The 25008-nt window shown below is 32.5% G+C and carries 26 protein-coding genes; 17 read left to right on the forward strand and 9 right to left on the reverse strand.

Annotated features, from left to right (window positions below; translation table 11 throughout):
* The first annotated feature begins 3 nt into the window (after positions 1–3).
* From QO190_RS09355 to QO190_RS09380, 6 genes are all read left to right on the forward strand, one after another.
* Entirely contained in the window at positions 4–957 is a 954-nt protein-coding gene (locus QO190_RS09355) for a hydrogen peroxide-inducible genes activator (RefSeq protein WP_371462765.1), read from the forward strand.
* 219 nt (positions 958–1176) lie between these two features.
* Positions 1177–2454: a methionine adenosyltransferase gene (metK, locus tag QO190_RS09360; protein WP_104792825.1), complete on the forward strand. Its 1278-nt coding sequence runs from the start codon at positions 1177–1179 to the stop codon at positions 2452–2454.
* 54 nt (positions 2455–2508) lie between these two features.
* Positions 2509–3003 carry a hypothetical protein gene (locus QO190_RS09365; RefSeq protein WP_371462766.1) on the forward strand — a complete coding sequence of 165 codons (495 nt, stop codon included), beginning with the start codon at positions 2509–2511 and terminating at the stop codon, positions 3001–3003.
* Between the two features lie 175 nt (positions 3004–3178).
* Positions 3179–3769: an RNA polymerase sigma factor gene (locus QO190_RS09370; protein WP_213197331.1), complete on the forward strand. Its 591-nt coding sequence runs from the start codon at positions 3179–3181 to the stop codon at positions 3767–3769.
* A 55-nt stretch (positions 3770–3824) separates the two neighbouring features.
* Positions 3825–3959, forward strand: coding sequence for a hypothetical protein (locus tag QO190_RS09375; protein ID WP_371462769.1), 135 nt, complete (start codon positions 3825–3827; stop codon positions 3957–3959).
* Between the two features lie 33 nt (positions 3960–3992).
* Positions 3993–4691 carry a YjjG family noncanonical pyrimidine nucleotidase gene (locus QO190_RS09380; protein WP_371462771.1) on the forward strand — a complete coding sequence of 233 codons (699 nt, stop codon included), beginning with the start codon at positions 3993–3995 and terminating at the stop codon, positions 4689–4691.
* A 56-nt stretch (positions 4692–4747) separates the two neighbouring features.
* Here QO190_RS09380 and trpS read toward each other — a convergent pair whose 3' ends face one another.
* The 9 genes from trpS to QO190_RS09425 form a co-directional block, all read right to left on the reverse strand.
* A complete protein-coding gene (gene trpS / locus QO190_RS09385; RefSeq protein WP_371462773.1) occupies positions 4748–5716 on the reverse strand; it encodes a tryptophan--tRNA ligase in 969 nt (322 codons plus the stop codon).
* 90 nt (positions 5717–5806) lie between these two features.
* Complete coding sequence (locus tag QO190_RS09390) at positions 5807–6448, reverse strand: vancomycin high temperature exclusion protein (protein WP_371462775.1); 642 nt, start codon at positions 6446–6448, stop codon at positions 5807–5809.
* 3 nt (positions 6449–6451) lie between these two features.
* Complete coding sequence (locus tag QO190_RS09395; RefSeq protein ID WP_069800243.1) at positions 6452–7075, reverse strand: lipoprotein signal peptidase; 624 nt, start codon at positions 7073–7075, stop codon at positions 6452–6454.
* Positions 7075–7275: a DUF2683 family protein gene (locus QO190_RS09400; RefSeq protein WP_213190439.1), complete on the reverse strand. Its 201-nt coding sequence runs from the start codon at positions 7273–7275 to the stop codon at positions 7075–7077. Before QO190_RS09400 ends, QO190_RS09395 begins: the two co-directional genes overlap by 1 nt.
* A gap of 53 nt (positions 7276–7328) precedes the next feature.
* Complete coding sequence (locus tag QO190_RS09405) at positions 7329–7571, reverse strand: DUF6576 domain-containing protein (protein ID WP_371462777.1); 243 nt, start codon at positions 7569–7571, stop codon at positions 7329–7331.
* Positions 7572–7667: 96 nt separating this feature from the next.
* Positions 7668–8048: a TraR/DksA C4-type zinc finger protein gene (locus QO190_RS09410; protein WP_069800237.1), complete on the reverse strand. Its 381-nt coding sequence runs from the start codon at positions 8046–8048 to the stop codon at positions 7668–7670.
* A 5-nt stretch (positions 8049–8053) separates the two neighbouring features.
* Positions 8054–11461 carry an isoleucine--tRNA ligase gene (ileS, locus tag QO190_RS09415; protein WP_371462778.1) on the reverse strand — a complete coding sequence of 1136 codons (3408 nt, stop codon included), beginning with the start codon at positions 11459–11461 and terminating at the stop codon, positions 8054–8056.
* A 100-nt stretch (positions 11462–11561) separates the two neighbouring features.
* Positions 11562–12047 (reverse strand): DUF2062 domain-containing protein, encoded by a 486-nt coding sequence (locus QO190_RS09420; RefSeq protein ID WP_371462779.1) that lies wholly within the window; start codon positions 12045–12047, stop codon positions 11562–11564.
* Positions 12048–12121: 74 nt separating this feature from the next.
* A complete protein-coding gene (locus QO190_RS09425) occupies positions 12122–12520 on the reverse strand; it encodes a DUF4395 domain-containing protein (protein ID WP_371462781.1) in 399 nt (132 codons plus the stop codon).
* Between the two features lie 366 nt (positions 12521–12886).
* On the opposite strand from QO190_RS09425, the gene topA reads away from it, so the two are divergent.
* The 11 genes from topA (at position 12887) to QO190_RS09480 (ending at position 24696) form a co-directional block, all read left to right on the forward strand.
* Positions 12887–15427: a type I DNA topoisomerase gene (gene topA, locus QO190_RS09430; RefSeq protein ID WP_371462783.1), complete on the forward strand. Its 2541-nt coding sequence runs from the start codon at positions 12887–12889 to the stop codon at positions 15425–15427.
* Positions 15428–15636: 209 nt separating this feature from the next.
* Positions 15637–16707 (forward strand): arginase family protein, encoded by a 1071-nt coding sequence (locus QO190_RS09435; RefSeq protein WP_371462785.1) that lies wholly within the window; start codon positions 15637–15639, stop codon positions 16705–16707.
* 215 nt (positions 16708–16922) lie between these two features.
* The gene (locus QO190_RS09440) at positions 16923–17591 is read left to right on the forward strand and encodes a DUF6089 family protein (protein WP_371462786.1); all 669 of its coding nucleotides are present in this window, start codon (positions 16923–16925) and stop codon (positions 17589–17591) included.
* Between the two features lie 10 nt (positions 17592–17601).
* Positions 17602–18348 carry an isoprenyl transferase gene (locus QO190_RS09445; protein WP_371462801.1) on the forward strand — a complete coding sequence of 249 codons (747 nt, stop codon included), beginning with the start codon at positions 17602–17604 and terminating at the stop codon, positions 18346–18348.
* 25 nt (positions 18349–18373) lie between these two features.
* Positions 18374–20893 (forward strand): outer membrane protein assembly factor, encoded by a 2520-nt coding sequence (locus QO190_RS09450; RefSeq protein WP_371462787.1) that lies wholly within the window; start codon positions 18374–18376, stop codon positions 20891–20893.
* Between the two features lie 18 nt (positions 20894–20911).
* Positions 20912–21481, forward strand: coding sequence for an OmpH family outer membrane protein (locus QO190_RS09455; protein ID WP_371462788.1), 570 nt, complete (start codon positions 20912–20914; stop codon positions 21479–21481).
* 34 nt (positions 21482–21515) lie between these two features.
* Positions 21516–22016: an OmpH family outer membrane protein gene (locus QO190_RS09460; protein ID WP_069800202.1), complete on the forward strand. Its 501-nt coding sequence runs from the start codon at positions 21516–21518 to the stop codon at positions 22014–22016.
* A gap of 111 nt (positions 22017–22127) precedes the next feature.
* Complete coding sequence (locus QO190_RS09465; RefSeq protein WP_371462803.1) at positions 22128–22607, forward strand: acyl-CoA thioesterase; 480 nt, start codon at positions 22128–22130, stop codon at positions 22605–22607.
* A 1-nt stretch (position 22608) separates the two neighbouring features.
* A complete protein-coding gene (rfbC, locus tag QO190_RS09470; protein WP_371462790.1) occupies positions 22609–23166 on the forward strand; it encodes a dTDP-4-dehydrorhamnose 3,5-epimerase in 558 nt (185 codons plus the stop codon).
* Positions 23163–24023, forward strand: coding sequence for a dTDP-4-dehydrorhamnose reductase (gene rfbD, locus QO190_RS09475; protein ID WP_371462792.1), 861 nt, complete (start codon positions 23163–23165; stop codon positions 24021–24023). The genes rfbC and rfbD overlap by 4 nt, the downstream gene beginning before the upstream one ends.
* A 1-nt stretch (position 24024) precedes the next feature.
* Complete coding sequence (locus tag QO190_RS09480; protein ID WP_371462794.1) at positions 24025–24696, forward strand: hypothetical protein; 672 nt, start codon at positions 24025–24027, stop codon at positions 24694–24696.
* Positions 24697–25008: the final 312 nt, after the last annotated feature.

The raw sequence follows: 25008 nt of genomic DNA on the forward strand, positions 1-25008 counted from the left end.
CAAATGAATATTCAACAATTAGAATATCTTATCGCAGTAGATAAATATAAACACTTCGGAAAAGCAGCTCAAGCTTGTTTTATTACCCAACCTACTTTAAGTGCAATGATTCAGAAGTTCGAGGATGAAATGGAAGTAAAAATCTTTGATAGAACTACCCATCCTATTAGAACTACAGATATTGGTGCTCAAATCATAGATCAAGCAAAAGTAGTAGTAGATTCTGTAATGGAACTGAAAAACAAAGCAAGTATTTTAAACAATGTTCTTGCTGGTAGAATTAATTTAGGGATTATTCCTACCGTTTCCAGTTTTATTTTGCCAACAGAAATTTTTGATTTTCTTTCTAAAAACCCAAAAATTGAGTTGAATGTAAAAGAAATGACCACTGAAAATATTATTAAAGCACTGAAATCAGGAGAATTAGATGCAGGAATTATTTCTACGCCCTATTCTGATGCAGAAGAGTTTTTCAGCGACTTTTTGTTCAATGAAGAGTTGATGGTGTATTCTGCTGATAAAATTGCGAATGATAATAAAGATGAATTCATCTTGCCAGAAGATGTAGATGTGAATAAAGTTTGGCTTTTAGAAGAAGGAAACTGTTTGAGAACACAATTTGAGAATATCTGTAATCTTAAAGAAAACTCTCTGAAGCCTAAAAATTTAGATTTTATGGCGTCTAACATTAATACTTTGGTACAGATGGTAGATAAAGTAGGAGGTTTAACTGTTTTACCAGAATTAGCAGTGTCTCAACTTCAGGAAAATCAAAAAGATAAAATTCACCGTTTCAAAAAGCCTTTCCCAAGTAGAGAAATCAGCATGATTTATTACAAGCCCACTTACAAACAAAAAATTCTAGACGAATTGGTTAAATCTATTAAAACTTCCCTAGAACCGAAGTTGAATTATACCCAATTTCCACAAGATTTTATAAAAATAAAACCACAATAATTTTTGTCAAGAAGCTCTTCAAATTTTTGAGGAGCTTTTTTTCTAAGTATTTTGATATTAATAAAATACTCTGTAATTTTGCCCAACAAATTTTAGAGGAAAAATTTGGACTGATTGCAACCTCAATAAAAAATGCTAAAACAGATTTCTTCTTTTTAGTTCTCATAAGGTTTGCCTTCCATTTTTTTCTATTTTAATCCTTAAAAAGAAAATAATAATATGCCTTATTTATTTACATCTGAATCTGTTTCAGAAGGACATCCAGACAAAGTAGCAGATCAAATTTCTGATGCGCTTATCGATAATTTTTTAGCTTATGATAGAAATTCTAAGGTCGCTTGCGAAACCTTAGTCACTACAGGACAAGTTGTACTAGCAGGAGAAGTAAAATCAGAAGCTTATCTAGATGTACAGACCATCGCCAGAGAAGTGATCAATGGAATAGGTTATACCAAAGGTGAATATATGTTTAATGGTGATTCTTGTGGCGTAATTTCTGCAATTCACGAGCAATCTTCAGATATTAATCAAGGAGTTGATAGAAAATCTGGAGAATCTTTTGAAGAGAAAGCAAATGCTCAAGGAGCAGGAGACCAAGGAATGATGTTCGGTTATGCAACCAATGAAACCGAAAATTATATGCCACTTGCATTAGATTTAGCACATTCTATTTTAAGAGAACTTTCAGCAATAAGAAGAGAAGGAACAGAGATTAAATATCTTCGTCCAGACGCGAAGTCTCAGGTAACTATAGAATATTCAGATGATCATAAACCACAAAGAATAGACGCTATTGTAGTTTCTACACAGCATGATGATTTTGCAGAAGATGAAGAAATGCTTGCAAAAATTAGAAAAGATATCATCGAGATTCTAATGCCTAGAGTAATCGCTCAGCAAAAGCCAGAAATCCAAGCATTGTTTAATGACCAAATTAAATATCACATCAACCCAACTGGGAAATTTGTAATTGGTGGACCTCACGGTGATACTGGATTAACTGGAAGAAAAATCATCGTAGATACTTACGGCGGAAAAGGAGCTCACGGTGGTGGTGCTTTCTCTGGGAAGGATCCATCAAAAGTAGACAGAAGTGCTGCTTATGCAACAAGACATATTGCTAAAAACTTAGTTGCTGCAGGAGTTGCAGATGAAGTTTTGGTTCAAGTTTCTTACGCAATTGGGGTAGCAGAACCTTGTGGTTTGTTTATTAATACTTACGGAACTTCTAAAGTAGGAATTAATGATGGTGAATTAGCGAAAAAAGTTCAAGAATTATTTGATTTAAGACCTTACGCAATTGAGCAAAACTTGAAATTAAGAAATCCAATCTATCAAGAAACCGCAGCTTACGGACACATGGGAAGAGATTACTATGTAGGAAGCAAGACTTTCAATAAAGGTCAAAAAAATGAAATTACACTCGATAATCTAGAATTCTTTACTTGGGAAAAGCTAGACAGAGTAGAAGATATTAAGAAAGCCTTCAACTTATAATCAAGAAACCGTTCAGAAATGAACGGTTTTCTTATTTTTACAAAAATTTTCAGTATGAAAGCTCTTAAACATATATTTTTCTTCGGTATTTTCTTCATTGGATTTCGTGCGCAATCGCAGATTACAGTTCATCCAATGGTTTTTGCAGGTTACGAATATCAAAACTCAAACTTTGGAGAAGTTGGAGCTAGATTCATTTTTCTAAAGAACGATAATGTTCTTTACAGAGTTTCTGGTTCTGCTTTGATGGGAAAAGTAAACGGTGAATTTGCGGTTTTGCCTAAATTTCAAGGAGATATTTTATTGAACTTCGAAAAAAACGTAGATATACAGCATTCTTATTATTTTCTCGCAGGTACAGAAATTACACCTCAATTTGTGGCACCAAAAGCTGGAATTTCCCTTTTCGGAATTATAGATTTTACTGGCGGTTACGCATTTCAGCTAGGAAATAGCCAGTTAAATGATAGAGTAATGGAAGGACTTAATTTAAATTTCACGGTTAATATTCCGTTAGTTGTTTTCAGTAAATCAAAGAAAAATAAATAAGCAAATAACGATTTTTTTGAAAAATTATTTTGAATATTTAACATTTTTTATAAATTTGTTATACAAAACGTAAATCGAATCGCCTATTGAGCAAACTTTACTTCATTTAATAAACTGTAAAAACCAGAAATAGCTAGCTTTTGTTAGTCTGTTTCATAATAATGAAGTTAAAGTTATGGAAACACATACTGATAGTTTGCTGATTTCGAGATATCAAAAAGGTGATGAAAACGCACTTTCTATTCTTATTTCAAGACACCAAAAAGAACTTTTCTCGTTTATTTTCTATAAATTGATGGATGAAGAACTCGCTAATGATGTTTTTCAAGATACTTTTATGAAAATCATTGTTTCCCTAAAAGAAGGAAGATACAATGATGATGGTAAATTTATTCTTTGGGCAAAAAGAATTGCGCACAATCTTATTATAGACCATTATCGCCTAAAATCTAAACACATAAAAGTTTCGGAAACAACTTATGAAAACGAAGAGTTTTCTATTTTTGATTTGCTTAAAGAAACAGAGGAAAACATCGAAGAAAGGTTAATCACGAATCAAATTTATGATGACCTGATGAAAATGCTCGTTTTCTTACCCGAAAATCAACAAGAAGTCATCAAATTAAGATTTTTTGATGGATTGAGTTTCAAAGAAATTGCAGAGCAAACCAATACGAGTATCAATACTACACTAGGTAGAGTTCGTTATGCACTGATTAACATGAGAAAAATTATGGAAGAAAATCAAATAATTTTAACGAGGTAATACAATAAAGCTAAAGTTGTTTCGTTTTCATAAAAAAACACAAACATTTTAGCCTATGAAAAATAATTACTCTCTTAAAAATCCAGTTTTGAATCCTAAAAAATCAACAGTAAATTTTTTATTAAATTATTCTAAAAGTATAGCAGTTTTAACTTCAAATGAAAAGAAATTTATCATTTCTAAAAATTAAATAAACCGCTTATTTTACTTAAATTTGTGCCCTATGAAAAACATAAGGCACATTTTTTTTGACCTCGATAATACACTTTGGGATCACCGCAAAAATGCAGTTCTTACCTTGGAAGAATTGTTTCAGAGAAAAGAAATTTCAGAAAAATACAACATCCTTTTTCATGAATTTCATGCTAAATATGATGAAATCAATGAAGATTTATGGGTGAAAATTAGAGACGGAATTATTGATAAGGATTTCTTAAGAAAACATAGATTTTATGATACTTTTCTACATTTCGGGATAGATGATGAACAGTTAGCGCAATATTTCGAGAAACATTTCTTAGACGAAATCATCAATTTCAATGAATTGATTCCGCAAACCATCGAAGTTTTAGAATATTTAAAAGAGAAAGGGTATCAACTTCATGTAGTTTCTAACGGTTTCCATGAAGTGACGAACAGAAAAGTAGAAAAATCTGGACTTAAAAAGTATTTTGAAACGGTAACGAGTGCAGAAGATGCTCATGCCATGAAGCCAGACGAAAGAATTTTCGAGTATTCATTGAATTTAGCGAATGCTGAAAAAGCTGAGTCAATTTTTATAGGAGATGACTGGGTTGCAGATGTAAAAGGAGCTCAGAATTTTGGTTTAGATATTATTTTCTTTGATGCGCTTAAAGAAAATAAAACCGAAGAAGGTCTGAAAACCATTCAAAATTTGGAAGAAATTAAAAACTTTCTATAAAAATAAAAACCTTTCAGAAGTCTGAAAGGTTTTTTAATTTATGATTTCATTAGAAATTACATTCCTAAGCTTAATCTTACTCTTTTTAAAGTTTCTGCGGCAATCTTTCTGGTTTTTTCTGCACCTTCTTGCAATTTAGCGTCCAGTTCAGAAAGATTGTTCATGTAATATTCGAATTTTTCTCTTTCAGTTTTGAAATTTTCAAGAATCAGATTGAATAATTCTGTTTTAGCATGACCATAACCGTAATTTCCTGCCAAATATTTAGCACGCATTTCTGCGATTTGAGCTTCGTTTGCCAATAAAGAATAAATAGAGAAAACCTTACAAGTGTCAGGATTTTTCGGTTCTTCTAGCGGAGTAGAATCCGTTTCGATAGCCATTACTTGTTTTTTTAATTGCTTTTCTGAAAGGAAAATATTGATGATATTTCCTCTAGATTTAGACATTTTATGACCATCAATTCCTGGAACGTATTTCGTATTTTCTTGTAATTCAGCTTGTGGAAGTACGAAAATTTCTCCCATTTGATTGTTAAATCTCGCACCTACATCTCTTGCCATTTCCAAGTGCTGTAACTGGTCTTTTCCTACAGGAACGATTTCTGCGTCATACAATAAAATATCTGCCGCCATCAACATAGGATAGGTGAAAAGTCCTGCGTTTACATCTTCTAAACGGTCTGCTTTATCTTTGAAAGAATGCGCCAGTTGTAATCTAGAAAAAGGAAAGAAGCAAGATAAATACCAAGAAAGTTCACAAACTTCAGGAATATCACTTTGTCTGTAGAAATAAGTTTTTTCGGTGTCTAAACCACAAGCTAACCACGCTGCTGCGATTTCGTAAGTGTTTTGTCTCAGTTCTTCTGCATTTTTAATTTGCGTTAAAGAGTGCAAGTTTGCGATAAACAAAAACGATTCGTTTTCAGATTTTTTAGATAATTCTATGGCAGGAATGATGGCTCCCAAAAGATTTCCTAAATGTGGAGTTCCTGTTGCTTGTATTCCAGTTAAAATTCTTGACATATTTTTAGGTTGAGGTAAAGGTTAAGATTAAGAGCTGCAAATTTACGGAAAAGAAAAAACTTCAAGAAATTTCTTGAAGTTTAATATTTTTTATTTAATTAAAATTTTTTCTCCACCAAATTTAGGTTCAATCCCTAATGTAAAATCTACAAAAACTTTAACCCTAGCAAAGTATTCTCTTATTTTGGTTTTGAAACCGAAGTATTTATTCACATCTTTTGCATTAAAACCATAGGCTTCAATTCCGTATTTTCTAGCAAGAAAGATTGCTCTTTCGTTGTGGAATTTCTGTGAAATGATGATGAAAGAATTTTGTCCGAAAATTTCTTTAGCTCTCACTACAGAATCTAAAGTTCTAAAACCTGCGAAATCCAGCACGATTTTATCAGCTGGGATTCCTCTTTTTATCAATTCAGCTTGCATATCTTCTGGTTCGCTGTAATTTTTTGTAGAATTATCTCCGCTAATCAAAATATATTGTATTTTCCCTGATTTATAGAGCTGTTCGGTGGCATCTATTCTGTTGAAAAAATAGAGATTTTTCCATCCATTTTTTAAAAATTTGCCAGTTCCTAGCAGTAAGCCCACTTTTTCGTTGGGTAGTTTTTGAATATCATAAGTAACTAAATCCTTGGTTTCAGATTCTATTTTATAATTTGCCCAAAAGATAAAAAGGACTGAGATTCCGAAGAAAATCAGACCAAAATATATTATTTTTTTTAATGTTTTCATTCTTTACAATTCAAATCCATTAGGAAAAGCTTTCCTCTTGAAAATAAGTAAGAAAATGGCACCAATGGTGATTGCGGAATCGGCTACATTAAAAATGTAACTGAAAAATTCAAAATGCTTTCCAAAAAGATTGAATGAGAACATAGGAAAATGAAACATGTCTACTACACAACCTTTCATGAAATGTGAATAGCCTTTCCCGAATTCTGTAAATTGAGAAATCCCGTCATAACCAATCCATCTATCAATCGTTGAGTCATAAACCATTCCAGAATCGAAAATTAATCCGTAGAACATTCCGTCAATCAGGTTTCCGATGGCTCCTGCAAAAATCATAGACATCGGGATTAGTAAATAATTAGAAGCGCCTTCTTTAAGCCATTTTCTAAAAAGATAAATCATTCCTCCAATTAAGAAAATTCTGATGATCACAAGTGCATATTTGCCAAGTAAACCACCGAACTGCAAACCATAAGCCATTCCAGGATTTTCTACGAAAGTAAATCTCCACCAATCTTGCCCGAAAACTTCAATGCTTTCATTGAGATTAAAATGAGTTTTTACGTAAATTTTAGACAGTTGGTCGATTAATAAAACGATAAAAGTAACAAGTACGATTTTTTTCATTATAATCCTGGTTTTGGTTTTTCTTTAAAGTTTTTAGTGGCTTTTACCGCTTTTTTAGCTGAAATTTTCTTTTCTACAAAAGGGTTTGTCTTATTATTTCTGGTGTGAAATTTTTCATATTTAATTCCCATTTCTTTCATTACACTTTTCAGTGCATTGAGTTCCATTTGGTTTTTTAGGTGAACGATAAGTGATTCCATTTTTGGTTTATTTAAAAGCATTAAAACTTTACAATTTGATAACGCTTATTGATTTATTTTTTAGATAATTCTTCTAATCTTTTTCGGTCTTTTTCGCTTAAATCTGCAATTCCATTTTCTCCCATTTTGCTTAAGAGTTGGTCTATTTCTTTTTCTCTTTCGCGTTTAGCAGTGTTATATTTATCGTCTATGGTGTAGTTTTTAGTTTGGTCAGGATTTATTTTTTCTTTGATGTCTTTTCTAAAGAAAAAAATAAAAATGACTGCAATGGCAAGGACTAGAAATAAAAGTTCCATAGTTGATGGTATAAAAATATAAAATGCACAAAGTACAATGAATCTTTTTCAAAATACATTATACATTGCACATTATAAGTTGTACGAAGTATAAATTTATCTTTGCATATTTTTCGCTTCAATGCTTAATGTAGCATGAGGAACCGCCATTAATCTTTCTTTTGGGATTAATTTGCCAGTCACTCTACAAACGCCGTAAGTTTTGTTTTCAATTCTTATTAGGGCGTGTTTTAGGTCACGAATGAATTTTTCTTGTCTTCCAGCCAAAATAGAATTTTGCTCTTTGCTTAGCGTTTCTGCTCCTTCTTCGAAAGCTTTGAAGGTAGGAGAAGTGTCATCTGTACCATTATTTTGATCATTGATGAAACTTTCGTTAATGAGGGCTAAATCTTTTTCAGCCTTTGCTATTTTGTCTTGTATGATTTTCTTAAATTCTTGTAACTCAGCGTCACTATATCTTACTCTTTCTTCTGCCATCTTTGTTATATTTTTTCAATATTAACATTAAATTTAACTTCGTCAATTTCGATTTCTTCAAAATTTGCGAGTGAAATTACAAATTCTATTTTATCTGACAATACTTCTGTACAAATATATTGTTCATTGTTAGTAAGTTCTTTTCTAAATGGACAGTTTTCTTCTAAACTGATTGAAATTCTGTCTGTTAGGTCGAAATCTTTGTCTTTTCTTAAATTCTGAACTCTATTGATGAATTCTCTTGCAATTCCTTCCGCTTTTAACTCATCTGTAATGGTTAAATCAAGCGCTACCGTTGTTTTTCCTTCGCTAGCTACTGTCCAACCTGGGATATCTTTTGTAGAAATTTCTACATCTTCCAAACCAATTTCGTAACCTGCAACGGTCATTTTTCCTTCTTTTTCAATAGTGGAAATTTGCTCCGAAGTCATATTAGTAATTTCACCAGCAACTGTTTTCATATCTTTTCCTAGTCTTTGACCTAAAGATTTGAAATTCGGCTTAATTTGTTTTACAATTAAATGACTTGCTTCTTCTGCATTAATTAATTGTAATTCTTTTACATTCACTTCTTGTTTGATGAGTTCCGAAACCGCTAAAATTTGCTCTTCGGTTTTCTTGTCTAGAACAGGAATCATCACTTTTTGAAGTGGTTGACGAACCTTCACGTTTTCTTTCTTTCTCAAAGAGAATACCATAGAAGTGATGGTTTGTGCCAAATGTGTTTTTTCTACTAAATTTTGGTCGATTAAGCTTTCATCAACTTTCGGGAAATCAGTTAAGTGAACAGATTCTGCTGAATCTTTTCCAGTAACCGCGTTCAAATCTTGGTACAATTGATCCATAAAGAACGGAGCAATTGGCGCCGAAATTTTCGCCACGGTTTCCAAACAAGTATATAAAGTTTGATAAGCAGAAATCTTGTCTTCAGAATAATCTCCTTTCCAGAAACGTCTTCTGCACAATCTTACATACCAGTTACTTAAATTGTCATTCACGAAATTATTAATCGCTCTTGCTACTTTCGTAGGTTCGTAATCTTCGTAAAACTCGGTAACATCTTTTACCAAAAGATTTAATTCTGATAAAATCCATCGATCGATTTCTGGGCGATTTTCTACTTCTTTTTCAGAATAATTAAATCCATCAACATTCGCATATAAACTGAAGAAAGAATACGTGTTATAAAGTGTTCCGAAGAATTTTCTACGCACTTCATCAATTCCTTCTAAATCAAATTTTAAATTTTCCCAAGGATTGGCGTTAGAAATCATGTACCAACGCGTTGCATCGGGACCGTATTTTTGTAAAGTTTCAAACGGGTCAATTGCATTTCCGAGACGTTTAGACATTTTTTGTCCGTTTTTGTCAAGTACTAAACCGTTAGACATTACATTTTTATAAGCAATAGAATCAAAAACCGTAGTTCCAATTGCGTGAAGTGTATAAAACCAACCTCTAGTTTGGTCTACTCCTTCTGCAATAAAATCTGCAGGGAAAGCTTTTCCGCTGTCAATCATTTCCTTGTTTTCAAAAGGATAATGAAGTTGTGCATAAGGCATAGAACCAGAGTCAAACCAAACATCAATCAAATCAGATTCACGTTTCATTGGTTTTCCGCTATCTGAAACCAAAGTGATGGCATCTACAATATTTTTGTGTAAATCTATTTTTGCATAATTTTCAGCAGACATATTTCCTACTTCAAAATCTTTGAAAGGACTTTCCGTCATAAAACCAGCATCTATAGATTTTTGAATTTCATTCACCAATTCTTCTACAGAACCAATAACTTTTTGCTCTTTCAAATCTTCGCTTCTCCAGATTGGCAAAGGAATTCCCCAATATCTTGAACGAGAAAGATTCCAGTCGTTTACATTTTCTAACCAATTGGCAAATCTTCCTTCACCTGTAGATTTTGGCTTCCAATTGATGGTTTCATTGAGTTCTACCAAACGATTTCTTACTGAAGTCATTTTTACAAACCAAGAATCCAAAGGATAATACAAAACTGGTTTGTCAGTTCTCCAACAATGCGGATAACTGTGAACATATTTTTCAACTTTGAAGGCTTTGTTTTCGGTTTTTAACAAAATCGCGAGTTCTATATCCCAAGATTTTTCAGGAGCAGTTCCTTCATCGTAATATTCGTTTTTAATATATTTTCCGCTGAAAAGTTCAGGAACGTTTTCGCCTTTTAAAAATCTACCAGTTAAGTCAACTAACGGAACTAAATTATCATTTTCATCTTTCACCAACATTGGAGGGATTCCGTTTTCTTGGGCAACTCTGTTATCATCTGCCCCGAAAGTTGGCGCAATGTGAACAATCCCCGTTCCGTCTTCAGTCGTCACAAAATCTCCGATAATTACTCTAAAAGCTTTTTCAGGATTTTCTGCGGGTAAAAACCAAGGAATGAGTTGTTCGTAAGTGGTTCCTGCTAAATCTTCGCCGGTAAATTCTGCTAAGATTTGGTAAGGAATGGTTTTGCTTTCAGCAGTGTAATTTCCGAAGTCTTCATCTGTTCCTTCTACAAATTTTTTACCGAATTGTTTTTCCAATAACGGACGAGCCAAAATAATATTAATCGGCTCAAAAGTATATTGATTGAAAGTCTTAACTAAAACATATTCTATGTCTCTACCTACAGCAAGAGCTGTGTTAGAAGGCAAAGTCCAAGGAGTTGTCGTCCAAGCAAGAATGCTTAGATTTGAGATTTGAGATTTGAGATTCGAGATTATCTCTGATGCTTTTTCAGAAAGATTTTTTACAGAAAACTGCGCGACAACGGTAGTGTCAGAAACATCTCTGTAGGTTCCTGGTTGGTTCAGTTCGTGAGAAGAAAGTCCAGTTCCTGCTTTTGGAGAATACGGCTGAATGGTGTAACCTTTGTACAATAAATCTTTGTTGTACAATTGTTTTAATAGCCACCAAACTGTTTCCATGTATTTGGGTTCGTAGGTAATGTAAGGATTGTCTAAATCTACCCAATAACCAATTTTTTCTGTCAAATCATTCCAAACGTCTGTATAACGCATTACAGCATTTCTACATGCTTGGTTGTATTCTTCTACGGTAATTTTTTTACCGATGTCTTCTTTGGTAATTCCGAGTTCTTTTTCTACACCTAGTTCCACAGGTAAACCATGCGTGTCCCAACCAGCTTTACGGAAAACTTGCTTTCCGTTTTGCGTTTGATAACGGCAAAAAATATCCTTTAATGCTCTCGCCATTACGTGGTGAATTCCCGGCATTCCGTTTGCAGAAGGCGGTCCTTCGTAAAAAACGTATTCAGGTTTTCCTTCGCGTGTTTCTACGGATTTTTTAAAGGTTTGATTGGTTTTCCAAAAATTGGCAACGTTTTCTGCTACAGCATTTAGGTTAAGTTGCTTGTATTCTGTGAACTTCTTCATTATATCTCGGTTTCTACTGTTAAAATTTAAGTGTGCGAATATAATGAATTTTCGTGGATTTTTTATTAATTTTTGGTTAAAAATATTGGTTTTAAGTGAGTTAAGACGTACTTTCTTTTCGGAAAATATTTAATAAATAGAAAAATGTAAAACCAAAACTAATCGCTAACAAAGTGGCGAAAATAAAACTTCCCACGATGTATTGTAACAGGTTATGTTTTACCATTTCTAAATCCAATTCTTGATGAGAAAAATTGGTTTTCCCTTCCACGAAAAACGAACCGAAAAACATAGAAATCCCTATAATAAAGGGAATGAAAGGCGCTAAACTGATTTGAGAAAATACAAATGTAAGAAACTTATTCAGCTTAAAAACTGTTGCCAACGAAAGCGCTAAAACAGTATGAAATCCCCAAAAAGGAGAAACTCCAATAAAAATTCCTAAGGCGATAGAAAGTGCTTTACTTTTGTTGTTTCCATCACTTTCTAAGATATTTTCTTTGAAAAGTCTTTTAATACCTTTCCTGCGAAAATATCGATAGAATACTTTCTGACTTTTAATGGAATTTTGAATGAAGTTTTTCAATAAAATAAGATTTGTATTCTACAAAAATAGCAGAATTTAATACAGTTGTACCTTTTGAAAATGTTAAATAAATGCTATTTATTTTTGAAGTGATAATAAGCATTGTACACATAACATCCTACACAGAAATTGAAAAACGCCTCTAGACCTGCGCAAATCAGCAAAATTCCGCTTACAATAAGACTGTTGATTTCGAGAAGATTAAAAATCAGTAAAGTCAATGAAAAAATAAATACTACTTGTGCTGCAAATTGTTTCGGGGGAAAATAAATGGGTTTTTGTTCTAAATTAAAAATCGAAACTATTTTTTCAGCTAAAAATCCTAAAACACTCCATTTTCCATATCCAGAACCTCTCAAAGCGAAATCTATCAATAGAAAAAGAGGAATCCAAATGGAATGAGTGGTGATGTATAAAATGGTTAAGATAAATACTAAAAATGCGGTTATTCTGATTTTGTTTTCTGTGGGCATAAATGAAATTTTAATTAAATAAAAAAAAGTCCTCATTTCGAGGACTCAGTGATATATGATAACATGTGTGTTTTTTAAAAAATAAATAAGCTAATCTGTCCTCTTTCGGTTTTTAAAAGGACAACAGCAATTCATTTTTTGAAGTTTTGTAAAAGTAGATGTTGAGGTTTTCATTTTTTGATAGTGCAAAAATAAATCATTGTCAGAATTTCATCAAATTAAATGCCAAGAAAAACCAACTTCTTATTATAGAAAAAATGAATGAAACGAAGATAAAATACTTTATTTGAAGAAAAGATAACCGTAAGAAAATTGCTAAAAACGATTGTTTAAAAAAAAGTTTCTACTTTTGCAAAAATTTTGTGCATGTCAAAAAATCTAGTAATCGTAGAGTCACCAGCAAAAGCGAAGACCATTCAGAAGTATCTCGGGAAAGATTTCGAAGTGAAATCTAGCTTCGGTCATATCCGAGATTTACCCAAAAAAGGAATGGGAATAGACCTTAAAACCTTCACGCCAGATTACGAAGTTTCTGCTGATAAAAAGAAATTAGTAACTGAACTGAAAGCAGCGGTGAAAAAAGCGGAAATCGTTTGGTTGGCTTCCGATGAAGACCGTGAAGGAGAAGCTATTGCTTGGCATTTAGCACAAGAATTAAAACTCAAAGAAGAAAATACTAAGCGTATTGTTTTCCACGAAATTACCAAAAATGCAATCCTGAAAGCGATTGAAAACCCAAGAAAAATTGACCAGAATCTCGTAAATGCTCAACAAGCAAGAAGGGTTCTCGACAGAATTGTAGGTTTTGAAATGTCGCCAGTACTTTGGAAAAAAGTGAAAACAGGACTTTCGGCAGGTAGAGTACAATCTGTTGCAGTAAGATTGGTCGTAGAAAGAGAACAAGAAATTAGAAATTTCAAACCGAGTTCTACTTATAAAGTGGAAGGAACTTTCTTAAATGCAGAAAAGCAAGAAATTGCCGCAAAACTGAAAAAAGATTTTACTCAAGAAAAAGAAGCGGAAGCATTTTTAGAAAAATCTCAAAATACTGAATTCAAAGTTTTAAATGTAGAAAAAAAGCCAGGAACACGTTCTGCTTCTGCACCTTTTACTACCTCTACATTGCAGCAGGAAGCGTCTAATAGATTAGGATACAATGTAACTTCTACCATGAGAATTGCACAGCGTCTCTACGAAGAAGGGTACATTACTTATATGAGAACAGACTCAGTAAATCTTTCTCAAGATGCGATTAGTGCTGCTAAAGATTTCATCGAAAAAGAATTCGGGGCAGAATATTCTTCGCCAAGAAATTACACTACGAAATCTGCATCTGCTCAAGAAGCGCACGAAGCAATTCGTCCGACTGATTTTGGAGTGAAAACCATTGGTGATGCACAACTCAATAAATTATATCAACTCATTTATAAGAGAACTCTAGCTTCTCAGATGGCAAATGCAAAAATTGAAAAAACCGTAATTGAAATCGGGAATTCTGCTTTGCCAAGTCATTTCGAAGCACAAGGTGAGGTAATTGTTTTCGATGGTTTCCTGAAAGTCTATGGAATTTCGAAAACTGAAGAAGATGATGAGGAAAACAACGAAAAACTATTGCCAAAAGTAAATGTAGGCGAAGTTTTAAGCTATAAAAAAATTACAGCTACCGAAAAATTCACTAAACCAGCAGCAAGATATACGGAAGCTGCTTTGGTAAGAAAATTAGAAGAATTGGGAATTGGTAGACCTTCTACTTATGCACCAACGATTCAGACGATTCAGAATAGAGGATATGTTGATAAACGCGAGATTCTTCCACAAGAAAGAGAAATCGTAAAGCTTTCTCTAGGAAAATCTGGACTGAAAAAAGAAGTTTTGACGGAGAAATTTGGTGGAGATAAAAATAAATTCGTTCCTACAGATATTGGCGAAGTGGTGAATGAATTCTTAATCAATAATTTCAATGAAATTTTAGATTATGGTTTTACTGCAAAAGTAGAACAAGATTTTGACGATATTGCCAATGGTTCAGAAAAATGGAAAGAAACACTGAAACATTTCTATGATAATTTCCACCCGAAAATTGAAGATGTAGAAGAACATGCAGATAGAGCTACTGGTGAGAGATTATTAGGTGTAGATCCTAAATCTGGCAAAAATGTTTACGCTAGAATGGGAAGATATGGTGCGATGATTCAAATTGGGGAAAATGATGATGAAGAGAAACCGACTTACGCTTCACTTTTGCCAACGCAAAATATCAATACCATCAGTTTTGAAGAAGCTTTAGAATTATTTAAAATTCCTTTTGATTTAAATGAATTCCAAGGAAAACCAGTTTCTGTTGGCGTAGGAAGATTCGGGCCTTATGTAAAATGGGGAGATGCTTTTATTTCTATTGGAAGAGGAACAGATCCTTTTTCGGTAACTCAAGAGGTTGCAGAAAATTTTATTAAAGAAAAAATAGAAGCAGATGCGCCAATTGCCACTTATAAAGGTGAACCTGTGACGAAAGGAACAGGAAGATTTGGACCATTTGTAAAATACAAAGATTTATATGTAAATGTTCCTAAGAAATATGATTTTGACAATCTTTCTCAAGGAGATATTGAAGAACTCATTTCTGCCAAATTAGAGAAGGAAGCGAATCGTTATATTCAGCAATGGGAAAAAGAAAAAATTTCTATTGAAAACGGAAGATGGGGTCCTTTTATTAAATTCGGAAAAGGAATGTTCAAAATCCCTAAAAAAGAAGACGGAAGCAAGTATGAAGCAGAAGAATTGCAAACCGTTTCTCTGGATGAAGTAAAAAAATGGATTACTGATCAGGATAAAACAGCTTTTGCTGAAAAGAAAAAACCTGCGGCAAAGAAAACAGTTGCTAAAAAACCTGCAACGAAGAAGAAATAATTTTCAAAAGATTATAAAATCAATAGGAGCGGACTTTAGTCCGCTTTTTTTGTGGAGAAACTATTTGGCTTTAGCCAAAACTTAAAATTACTTCCCGCAGATTTAAAATTGAAAAAAAAGTATAAGTTTTTCTTTTAGCAGAACTTATTTTGTAAGTTTGTAGTAAAGGTTTTTAAAAGAACCGAATCAGAAAACAGTAAACTCAAAAAATGAACATAGAAGACATTATCATCTCACCCAAAAAAATAGAAACTCAACCGTGGCAATTAGGAAGTGTGATTACGAATGAAATTCCAGAAAACGGAATTTTGTTGGTTTTTTGTAGCGATTACAGAGGCGGCAAAGGAAATGCCATTGCCAAAAATTTTGATACGGTAAGAGAAGAATTTTATAAACTTTCGAAATTTGATTTTGAAATCCCGATTTGTGATTTGGGAGATCTTATTTCCGGGAAATCACTTCAAGATACGCACTATATTTTGCAGGAAATTCTTTCGTCGTGTTTGTATAAAAATACAGTTCCGATTGTTGTAGGTGGTGGAAATGATCTGTCGATTGCGATGATTCATGCGCTTAATTTTCATCAAAAAAACATCAGATATACTCAAATTAATAATAAAATTGACCTTTCCAATGAAGGCGAAGGAATTAATGAACAAAACTTTTTACAGAAAATTTTCAATTCTAAATTATTGAGCCTTAAAGATTATCATCATCTTGGTTATCAGAAGCATTTGAACGAAATAGATGCGGTGAAACTCATGAAAAGTGTAGAGTTTGATGTGATAAGATTGGCTGAAATGATGGGAAATACCGATAGAATAGAGCCGTTTTTCCGTAGAGCAGATTTGGTTACCCTGAATTGTGATGCGGTGGAAAGTTTTGCAGAAGCTTTTTCAGTAAATCCTCAAATTAATGGCTTGAACAGAAGGGAAATTTGTGCCGTGATGAAAGAAATTGGCTTAGGCGAAAATCTGAAAATGGCGGGAATTTTTAATTTCAATGCAGATGCTGAAAATGTTCTGAATCATCAATTGTTGGCACAAATGCTTTGGTATTTATTGGAGGGAATTGATATTCAAAAAACGCATCCAAAAGAACGTCATTACGATACTTTTTGGGTGTTGATAGACGATCAGGAATTTGCTTTCAAAAGAGATAGTTTTACGGGATTGTGGTATTTTGGTAGTGATGAAAATATTCAAAAATGCGTTCCTTGTTCACAGTATGAGTATGATTTGGCAAAGAATGGCGTGTTAAGTGAAAGGCTATTAAAATAGCAGTTCAAAAATCAATATTTAATTCATTTTAAAATAGCGTTTTGAGGATAATAAACAATATTTAAAACAGATTTTGGTTTAAATAAAAATATTTAAATAAAATTTATACTTTAAGTGGTGATATTTAACTAAACATTAAGATAATTCTTAATGTAAAAATATGTTATATTTGCAGATTATTATACCGCTGAAGTTGTACAATAGCAAACAGCACCATGAAGAGAAAAACATTAGTAATCATTATTCTATTCTTTTTTAGTTTTTTAGCGTACGCTCAAAGACATGAGATAGGTATACAATTAGGAACAAGTAATCTCACTGGAGATATTGGCAAGACCAAATATATTAATCCATTACCAGATGGAAATAGCTTTACAAAGGATAAGCTTCCTTTTTATGGTGCTATTATGTATAGAATGAATTTTAACCCTTATCAATCTATAAGATTTAGATTAGCTTATAATCGTATTCATTTTGATGATAGATATGCTCAAGAATTATACAGATTAAGCAGAAGAGCTAAAGGTTCTAATTCGGTTTATGAAGCTTCAGCTATTTTTGATTATAATTTTCTTCCAGTAAATGAAGAACAAAGAAGTATGATTAGCCCTTATATTTTCGGAGGGATATCAGGTTTGGTTTTTAGTACAAGATTAGATGGTAATAAACTTGCTTTTGCAATTCCTTTTGGTCTTGGTTTTAAATATAAGTTTGATTATAATTGGTCGCTTTTTACAGAACTCATGTTCCGAGCGACTAATACAGATACGCTAGATTATAGTGATGAATTTAATTTAGGAAATCTTAATTCTAAAGACTGGATGAATTCTCTTTCTCTTGGTCTTTCTTATTCTTTTGGAAGACCACCATGTTATTGTCAATAAGTAAATAATGATGCAGGATATATTAGAAAAAATTGATAAAAATAGTCTTCCAAAACATGTAGCAATAATCATGGATGGAAATGGAAGATGGGCAAAATCTAGAGGAGAAGAAAGAACCTTTGGCCATAAAAGCGGTGTCACTTCTGTAAGAAATGCAATTTCTGCATGTGATAAGGTAGGAATAGAATGTCTTACGTTATACACTTTTTCTACTGAAAATTGGAATCGTCCTTCTGATGAAGTAGATACTTTAATGAGTTTGCTTTCTGAAACTTTGCTAGAAGAAGCCGAAGAACTTTTTTCTAAAGGAATAAGGTTACATGTAATCGGGGAAATAGAGAAGTTGCCTTACTTGGTAAAAGAACAATTGCTTAATGTAGTAGATCTTACTAAAAATAATACTAAAAGTAATTTGGTTCTAGCATTAAGTTATGGCTCACAGAGAGAAATTCTGAATGCGGTAAAAGAAATTGCCCAAGAAGTAAAAGAGGGAAAAATTTCTACAGAAGATATAGATGAAGCACTATTCGAAAATCATCTTTATACTAAAAATCTACCTCCAGTAGATTTATTAATCAGAACCAGTGGAGAAGTTAGAATTAGTAATTTCTTATTGTGGCAAATTGCATATGCAGAATTACAATTTTTAGATATATTTTGGCCAGATTTTCAAGAAGAAAGCCTATATGAATGTATCATAAACTACCAAAACAAAGAAAGAAGATTTGGTAAAACCAGTGAACAAATCACTAATTAATTTTTTTTATAGAATATTATAACCAATGAGATATATTTTAATCCCAATTTTTTTATTTTTTGCGTCTGTAAATCTTTCGGCGCAGGTAACTCCTAACCAAGAAACTGCCGCTGCCCAAAATCAGCCTTCTTCTTATATTTTAAAAGATATTGTAGTAGATGGTGTAAAAAAATACTCTCCTGCTCAAATTTTGAGATTTACGGGACTTAGCAAAGGAGAAGTAGTAGATATTCCTGGACAAAAAATAAGCAGCGCTGTTAAAAAACTTTGGGAAACAGAATCATTCTCAGAAGTAGAAGTATATGTAGAAGATGTAGAAGGACAAAGCGTAGTTCTTAAATTCTACTTACAAGACCTTATGGAATTAGGCGAAGTGAAATTCGTAGGAAAAGGAGTAGGAAAATCTAAAAATGAAAAACTCATTAAAGATAATAACCTAAAACCTGGAACTAAAATTACCAATGACTTAATTTCGTCACTTAAAAATAAAGTTCCTCAAGAATATGTGAAGAAAGGTTTCGCTGATGCGAAAATCACCATTCAAGACAAAATTAATGCAAATGACCCTAACCTTGTAGACTGGACGATAGAAGTGGCTAAAGGAAAAAGAGTGAAAATTGCAAAAATAGAATTCGAAGGAAATGACCAAGTTTCTGATGCGAAACTTAGAAAAAAAGGTTTCAAAGAAACAAAACAAAAAAGATTTGGTATCAAAGGAATTCTAAAACCATCAAAATTCATTAAAGATAAATACGAAGAAGACAAAATAAATCTTATCAGTTATTATAACTCTTTAGGATTTAGAGATGCTAGAATTGTTTCTGACTCAGTTTGGAGAAATGATAAAGGATTTAATATCAATGTAAAACTAAACGAAGGAAAAAAATATTACATCGGTGATGTCAATTTCATTGGAAATACTTCTTATTCTACAGAAGTTTTACAAAAATTGTTAGGCTACAGAAAAGGAGAAATCTATGATGCAGTAGGTTTTAACAAAAAAGTAGGTGAAGATGGTGGTAAAGAAGATGATACAGATATCAAATCACTTTACTTGAATAATGGTTATTTATTTTCTAGTGTAATTCCAGTAGAAAAAGCTGTAAGAGGAGATTCTATCGATATAGAAATTAGAATTAAAGAAGGAGAAAAAGCAACTTGGAATAGAGTAACTTGGTCTGGTAACACTACTACTCATGACCATGTAATTCTTCGTTCACTTAGAACAAAACCAGGGAATTTATTCTCTAAATTAGATATCAAAAGAACGTATTTTGATTTAGCTGGAATGCAATTCTTTGACCCACAACAAATTGGTCAAGATATCCAACCGAATCAACAAGATAATACGGTAGATGTTCATTGGACTTTAGTGGAAAAAGGTTCATCACAGGTTCAGTTACAAGCTGGTTACGGTGGTAATTCATTTATCGGAACTTTAGGTTTAACTTTCAATAATTTTTCACTAAGAAATTTCTTGAAACTTAAAGATTTCAAACCAGTTCCACAAGGAGATGGACAGATGCTTTCTGTACAAGCGCAAGCTGGTCAGTATTTCAAAAACTACAGTTTATCATTTACAGAACCTTGGTTATTTGGGAACAGACCTACAGCGCTATCAGTAAGTCTTAGCCAATCTATGGTTAATTATAAAGATTATACTGGAGCTAGTCAGAAATTAAATATTTTCTCAGCAAGTGCAGGTTTGAATAGACTTTTAAATTGGCCAGATAACTATTTTTCTCTATATACAGGGATTTCATTCCAGAGTTATAATTTCAAGAATTATCCATTCCAGTTTGGTTCTACTACTGTGAGTAATGGTAATGCTAATAACTTTAGTTTCAATGTTGGTCTAAGTAGAAATTCTGCAGGTTATGACCCAATTTTCCCAACTACAGGTTCTAATATTGAAGCTACTATTAAGTTTACGCCGCCTTACTCTTTATTCCAAAATAAAGATTATTCATCTATGACTCCACAAGAGAAATACAGATGGATGGAATTCTATAAAATTAAGTTTAAAGCAGATGCTTATAACGAAGTAATTGGTAAGTTGGTTCTAAGAAGTACCGCAGAAATGGGATTCTTAGACGGATATAATAAAGATTTAGGAGCTCCACCTTTCGAAAGATTCTATGTAGGAGGTACAGGTTTATTAGGTGGTAGATTTGATGGTAGAGAATTAGTTCCGTTAAGAGGTTACGAAAATGCTTCTACAGAAGGAGGTTCGGCTACAGATATTACACCAATTGGTGGTGGAACAATCTACAGCAGATATGCAGCAGAATTAAGATATCCTATTTCTATGAATCAAACTGCAAAGATTTTTGCATTAACTTTTGCTGAAGCAGGAAACACTTGGAACAATTATTCTGCATTTAATCCGTTTCAGTTAAAAAGATCAGTAGGAGTGGGGATTAGAGTTTACATGGGTGCATTCGGTTTAATAGGATTTGATTTCGCTTATGGATTTGATAAAACTATTGGTGGCTCAGAACCTTCAGGATGGCAGACTCACTTCTTGATGAACCAGTCATTATAACACACAATCATCATTAATATGAAAAATTTAAAAGTTTTTTTAATATTTTTAATATTTTTAACTGCTAATTCTGTTACATTTGCACAAAAAATAGGAGTGGTAGATACCAATTATATTTTGAGTAAATTGCCACAGTATACAGAAGCACAAGCGAGATTAGAAGAACAAATCAAAGCTTGGGAAACAGAATTGCAAACCCTACAAGCAGAATATGATGCAAAAAAAGCCGCTTTTGAAAATGAAAAAGTACTTTTAGTAGGAGAGCAATTAAAACAAAGAGAGGCAGAAGTAAAAAATCTCGATAAAAAAATTAAAAAATTTATTGCTGAAAAATTCAGCGGCGAAGGAGAAATTAATAAATTTAGAGCCAATTTAGCAAAACCTTTTCAAGACCAAATTTGGAATGCCATCAAAACAGTTACAGAAAAAAATAGTTTGGGCATAGTTCTTGATAAAAGTAGTAATATGAGTGTTATTTTTCTTGATAAAAGATATGATTACACCGACAAAGTTTTAGACCAATTACTTAAAGGTCCTTCTAAAGAAGACACAAAAAGTAAAGACGCTAAAGCAAAAAATAAAAAATAGTAAAATAATAAACAATTTAAATTTTTAGAAAAACATGAAAAAATTAAGCGTATTATTTGCAGCAGTGATGATGTTTATGTCGTTCGGAGTTGCAAAGGCTCAGAAGATAGCTACAGTAGATGTGGCAGCTATTCTTAACATGATGCCAGAAAAAATAAAGGCTGACGAACAATTAAAAGCTTTCTCTACTGCTAAACAAGCAGAATTAGAAAAACTAGCGACTGCTTTCCAAGCAGATGTTCAGAAATATCAACAAGAAGGTGCTAAATTAACAGCTCAACAAAGAGAAGCTAAAGAAGCTGAATTGGGTAAAACTCAACAAAATCTTCAGCAAATGTCTCAGACTGCTCAAAAAGATTTATTAGACAGACAAGACGCTGCTTATGCACCAATCGAAAAAAGATTAAATGATGCTATTACCAGAGCTGCTAAAGCAAACGGTTGGGATTTCATTTTTGATTCTGCAACTAATGGATTAATCTACAAAGCTGGTCCAGATGCTACAGCTGCTGTAAAAAAAGAATTAGGAATCTAATTTATATCCTAAATATTATAAAACCACCTTACCATAAGGTGGTTTTTTTATTTATTTTTGTACCATCATTCTTTATAAGAAAATAAAGAACATTAATCTTAAATTATGAAAATGGAAAAAGAAGTTTCGAGTGTTGTAAAAATTAGATTCAGCGATTGCGACCCAATTGGTCATCTTAATAATGTAAAATATTTGGAGTACATGCTCAACGCTAGAGAAGATCATGTAGAAGAATTTTACGGTTTCACCTACGAAGATTATTTCAGAAGAACAGGTTGTACTTGGGTAGCGGTTCAGAATGAAATTGCCTATTTAAAAGAAGTAAAAGCAAATACCAAAGTTGTAATCAGCAGTAAAACCATCGAAATGTCTGACAGAATTTCTAAAGTAGAAATTCTGATGAAAGACGAAAACGAAAAAGAAGTTTTTGCAGTACTTTGGATAACGGTTATTTATTTCAATATGAAAACAAGAAGATCTGAAGCATTGCCAACAGAAACTAAAGAGCTTTTTTCTCAGTATTTGGTAGAAATTCCTCATCAAGAGTTCAAAGATAGAGTTCAATATTTTAGAATTTTAAATAAAGGATAAGATGGAGCTAGAAAAAACACCTCTTTTAGATTGTTTTATTTTAAAACCGAAAATCTGGAACGATAATCGCGGTTATTTTTTCGAAAATTATAATAAAAATATTTTCCAAAAACTTTCTGGCAAAGAAGTAGATTTTGTTCAAGATAACCTTGCGTTTTCACATTACGGAGCAATCAGAGGTTTACACATGCAACTTCCACCTTATGCGCAAGCTAAATTGGTGTATTGCGTACAAGGTAGAATTTTAGATGTTGCAGTAGATGTAAGAAAAAACTCTCCCACTTTTGGTCAGTCTTTTGCCGTGGAACTCACCGAAGAAAACAGATGGCAATTATTTGTGCCAAAAGGTTTTTTGCATGGGTATTCTGTACTTTCAGAAACAGTATTAGTGGGATATAAGTGTGATGATTTTTATAATAAAGAGTCAGAATGTGGCATTCATCCATTAGATAAAACCGTAAATATTGACTGGAGAATTCCAGCAGAGCAACAATTAATTTCCGAAAAAGATTTAAACGCTATTTCTTTTTTAGAACTTCATAAAATTATTTTAAAATGAAAAAAATTTTAGTTACTGGAGCAAACGGACAATTAGGACAATGTCTTCAGAAAATTTCTTCTCAATTTGAAGAATTCGAATTTATTTTTACAGATTCAGAAACATTAGATATTACCAATAAAGAAGAAGTAAATGATTTCTTTTGGCAAAATGCTCCTGATTTTTGTATTAATACTGCGGCTTATACTGCGGTAGATTTAGCAGAGACAGAGGTAGAAAAAGCTTTTTTGGTAAATGCAGATGGTACAGAAAACTTGGCAGAAGCATGTGCAGAAAATAATGCGCAGTTTATTCACGTTTCTACAGACTATGTTTTTGATGGCGAAAATAATTTAGCATATACTGAAGAAGACTTTACCAGTCCTTTGGGAGTTTATGGCGCATCCAAATTAGCAGGAGACGAATTGGCTTTAGAAGTAAATCCTTGTTCGGTTATTCTCAGAACTTCATGGGTGTATTCAGAATTTGGCAAAAATTTTGTTAAAACCATGTTGAATCTTTTCGCTGCCAAAGAAGAATTAAGTATTGTAGCAGACCAATTTGGTCAACCAACCAATGCCAATGATTTAGCAGAAACGATTATGAAAATCATTAAATTAGGAAAAATTACACCTGGGATTTTTAATTTTTCTAATTTGGGCAGAATTTCTTGGTTTGACTTTGCGGAAAAAATTGCAGAACTTTCAGAAGCTAAGATTAAATTAAACACAATCGAGACGTCGCAATATCCTACACCAGCAAAAAGACCAAAAAATAGCGTTCTAGATTTAGACAAAATTTCTAAAACCTATGCTATCCAATTAAAACCTTGGGAAGAAAGTCTAGAAGACTGCATTCAAATATTACAAAATAATTAAAATGAAAAAAATCTTATACATATATATAGTATTATATAGTAGTTTTTGTTTCTCTCAGAATATATTCCTTACAGAAGCCAAAGAAATTCATGCCAATAGCGATAAATTTTTGTATGCTCTCAAGGAAGAACCCAAAACAGATGCTCAATATTTAGGAAAAATAGAAGTTTCAGGATTTTCTAACGATGATTCTGCTGTTTTTTCAGAAATTTATAAAAAAGCAAAATCTATCGGTGGCAATACCTATTATATGAAGCCTGCCGAAAATATAGAAGGTAATTCTACCTTTAATCCGCATCACTATATACTATATATATATTATAAGGAAAAACAAACCATTCCTCAAAAAGAAAATACAGTCTACCTCATTAATCCAGAAAAAGAAATAGAAGTAAGGATTAATAATAAAAAAATAAAGTTGCCACAGAGAAGTTTTCTTCAGTTAGATTTATCTCAACAAGAGATTACAGATATTTCAGTGGGTAAATTTTTAGGCTCTAGAATAAAACTTCAGGCTAAAAATAACCAGCTAGAACAATATTTTCAGATTTCAGGGAAGAAAATCTCGACCAATTCAGCAGCTTCACCAGGGATAAATTATAAAACAGGAGATATTATTGCCCTCGAAAAATCATTTGCAGAGTTTCTTTTAACGATTTATGAGAAAATTTAGGAGCTATTTCCCGCTTTCCACTGCAATCTTTTTGGCTCGTCAAAGCCTCTCGCCAAAAAAGGATTTCCGTTTCAATCGGGGCTAAATGGAGATTGCTAATTGAAGTTCTCTATTTAACATAAATTAAAATTAAATTTTTCCTATTAGTTTTCAGTAAGTTGTGATTTATGTCATAAAAAACATGTAAATAAATTTGGGGATTGTGTAAAACTTCGTACTTTTGCATCACCAAAATAACGGGAAGCGCAGGAGCTAATTAAGGAAAGAGATACGAGACGAGAACATAAAAATATTTGAAAAAATATTTGGAAG

It is taken from the genome of Cloacibacterium sp. Arc13, from assembly GCF_041431305.1.
Classification (GTDB): Bacteria; Bacteroidota; Bacteroidia; order Flavobacteriales; family Weeksellaceae; genus Cloacibacterium; species Cloacibacterium caeni_B.

What these genes read in the sequence shown, in the direction of transcription:
- QO190_RS09355 (WP_371462765.1), top strand. Translation starts at nt 4, where the DNA reads ATGAATATTCAACAATTAGAATATCTTATCGCAGTAGATAAATATAAA.
- metK (WP_104792825.1), top strand. Translation starts at nt 1,177, where the DNA reads ATGCCTTATTTATTTACATCTGAATCTGTTTCAGAAGGACATCCAGAC.
- QO190_RS09365 (WP_371462766.1), top strand. Translation starts at nt 2,509, where the DNA reads ATGAAAGCTCTTAAACATATATTTTTCTTCGGTATTTTCTTCATTGGA.
- QO190_RS09370 (WP_213197331.1), top strand. Translation starts at nt 3,179, where the DNA reads ATGGAAACACATACTGATAGTTTGCTGATTTCGAGATATCAAAAAGGT.
- QO190_RS09375 (WP_371462769.1), top strand. Translation starts at nt 3,825, where the DNA reads ATGAAAAATAATTACTCTCTTAAAAATCCAGTTTTGAATCCTAAAAAA.
- QO190_RS09380 (WP_371462771.1), top strand. Translation starts at nt 3,993, where the DNA reads ATGAAAAACATAAGGCACATTTTTTTTGACCTCGATAATACACTTTGG.
- trpS (WP_371462773.1), bottom strand. Translation starts at nt 5,716, where the DNA reads ATGTCAAGAATTTTAACTGGAATACAAGCAACAGGAACTCCACATTTA.
- QO190_RS09390 (WP_371462775.1), bottom strand. Translation starts at nt 6,448, where the DNA reads ATGAAAACATTAAAAAAAATAATATATTTTGGTCTGATTTTCTTCGGA.
- QO190_RS09395 (WP_069800243.1), bottom strand. Translation starts at nt 7,075, where the DNA reads ATGAAAAAAATCGTACTTGTTACTTTTATCGTTTTATTAATCGACCAA.
- QO190_RS09400 (WP_213190439.1), bottom strand. Translation starts at nt 7,275, where the DNA reads ATGGAATCACTTATCGTTCACCTAAAAAACCAAATGGAACTCAATGCA.
- QO190_RS09405 (WP_371462777.1), bottom strand. Translation starts at nt 7,571, where the DNA reads ATGGAACTTTTATTTCTAGTCCTTGCCATTGCAGTCATTTTTATTTTT.
- QO190_RS09410 (WP_069800237.1), bottom strand. Translation starts at nt 8,048, where the DNA reads ATGGCAGAAGAAAGAGTAAGATATAGTGACGCTGAGTTACAAGAATTT.
- ileS (WP_371462778.1), bottom strand. Translation starts at nt 11,461, where the DNA reads ATGAAGAAGTTCACAGAATACAAGCAACTTAACCTAAATGCTGTAGCA.
- QO190_RS09425 (WP_371462781.1), bottom strand. Translation starts at nt 12,520, where the DNA reads ATGCCCACAGAAAACAAAATCAGAATAACCGCATTTTTAGTATTTATC.
- topA (WP_371462783.1), top strand. Translation starts at nt 12,887, where the DNA reads ATGTCAAAAAATCTAGTAATCGTAGAGTCACCAGCAAAAGCGAAGACC.
- QO190_RS09435 (WP_371462785.1), top strand. Translation starts at nt 15,637, where the DNA reads ATGAACATAGAAGACATTATCATCTCACCCAAAAAAATAGAAACTCAA.
- QO190_RS09440 (WP_371462786.1), top strand. Translation starts at nt 16,923, where the DNA reads ATGAAGAGAAAAACATTAGTAATCATTATTCTATTCTTTTTTAGTTTT.
- QO190_RS09445 (WP_371462801.1), top strand. Translation starts at nt 17,602, where the DNA reads ATGCAGGATATATTAGAAAAAATTGATAAAAATAGTCTTCCAAAACAT.
- QO190_RS09450 (WP_371462787.1), top strand. Translation starts at nt 18,374, where the DNA reads ATGAGATATATTTTAATCCCAATTTTTTTATTTTTTGCGTCTGTAAAT.
- QO190_RS09455 (WP_371462788.1), top strand. Translation starts at nt 20,912, where the DNA reads ATGAAAAATTTAAAAGTTTTTTTAATATTTTTAATATTTTTAACTGCT.
- QO190_RS09460 (WP_069800202.1), top strand. Translation starts at nt 21,516, where the DNA reads ATGAAAAAATTAAGCGTATTATTTGCAGCAGTGATGATGTTTATGTCG.
- QO190_RS09465 (WP_371462803.1), top strand. Translation starts at nt 22,128, where the DNA reads ATGGAAAAAGAAGTTTCGAGTGTTGTAAAAATTAGATTCAGCGATTGC.
- rfbC (WP_371462790.1), top strand. Translation starts at nt 22,609, where the DNA reads ATGGAGCTAGAAAAAACACCTCTTTTAGATTGTTTTATTTTAAAACCG.
- rfbD (WP_371462792.1), top strand. Translation starts at nt 23,163, where the DNA reads ATGAAAAAAATTTTAGTTACTGGAGCAAACGGACAATTAGGACAATGT.
- QO190_RS09480 (WP_371462794.1), top strand. Translation starts at nt 24,025, where the DNA reads ATGAAAAAAATCTTATACATATATATAGTATTATATAGTAGTTTTTGT.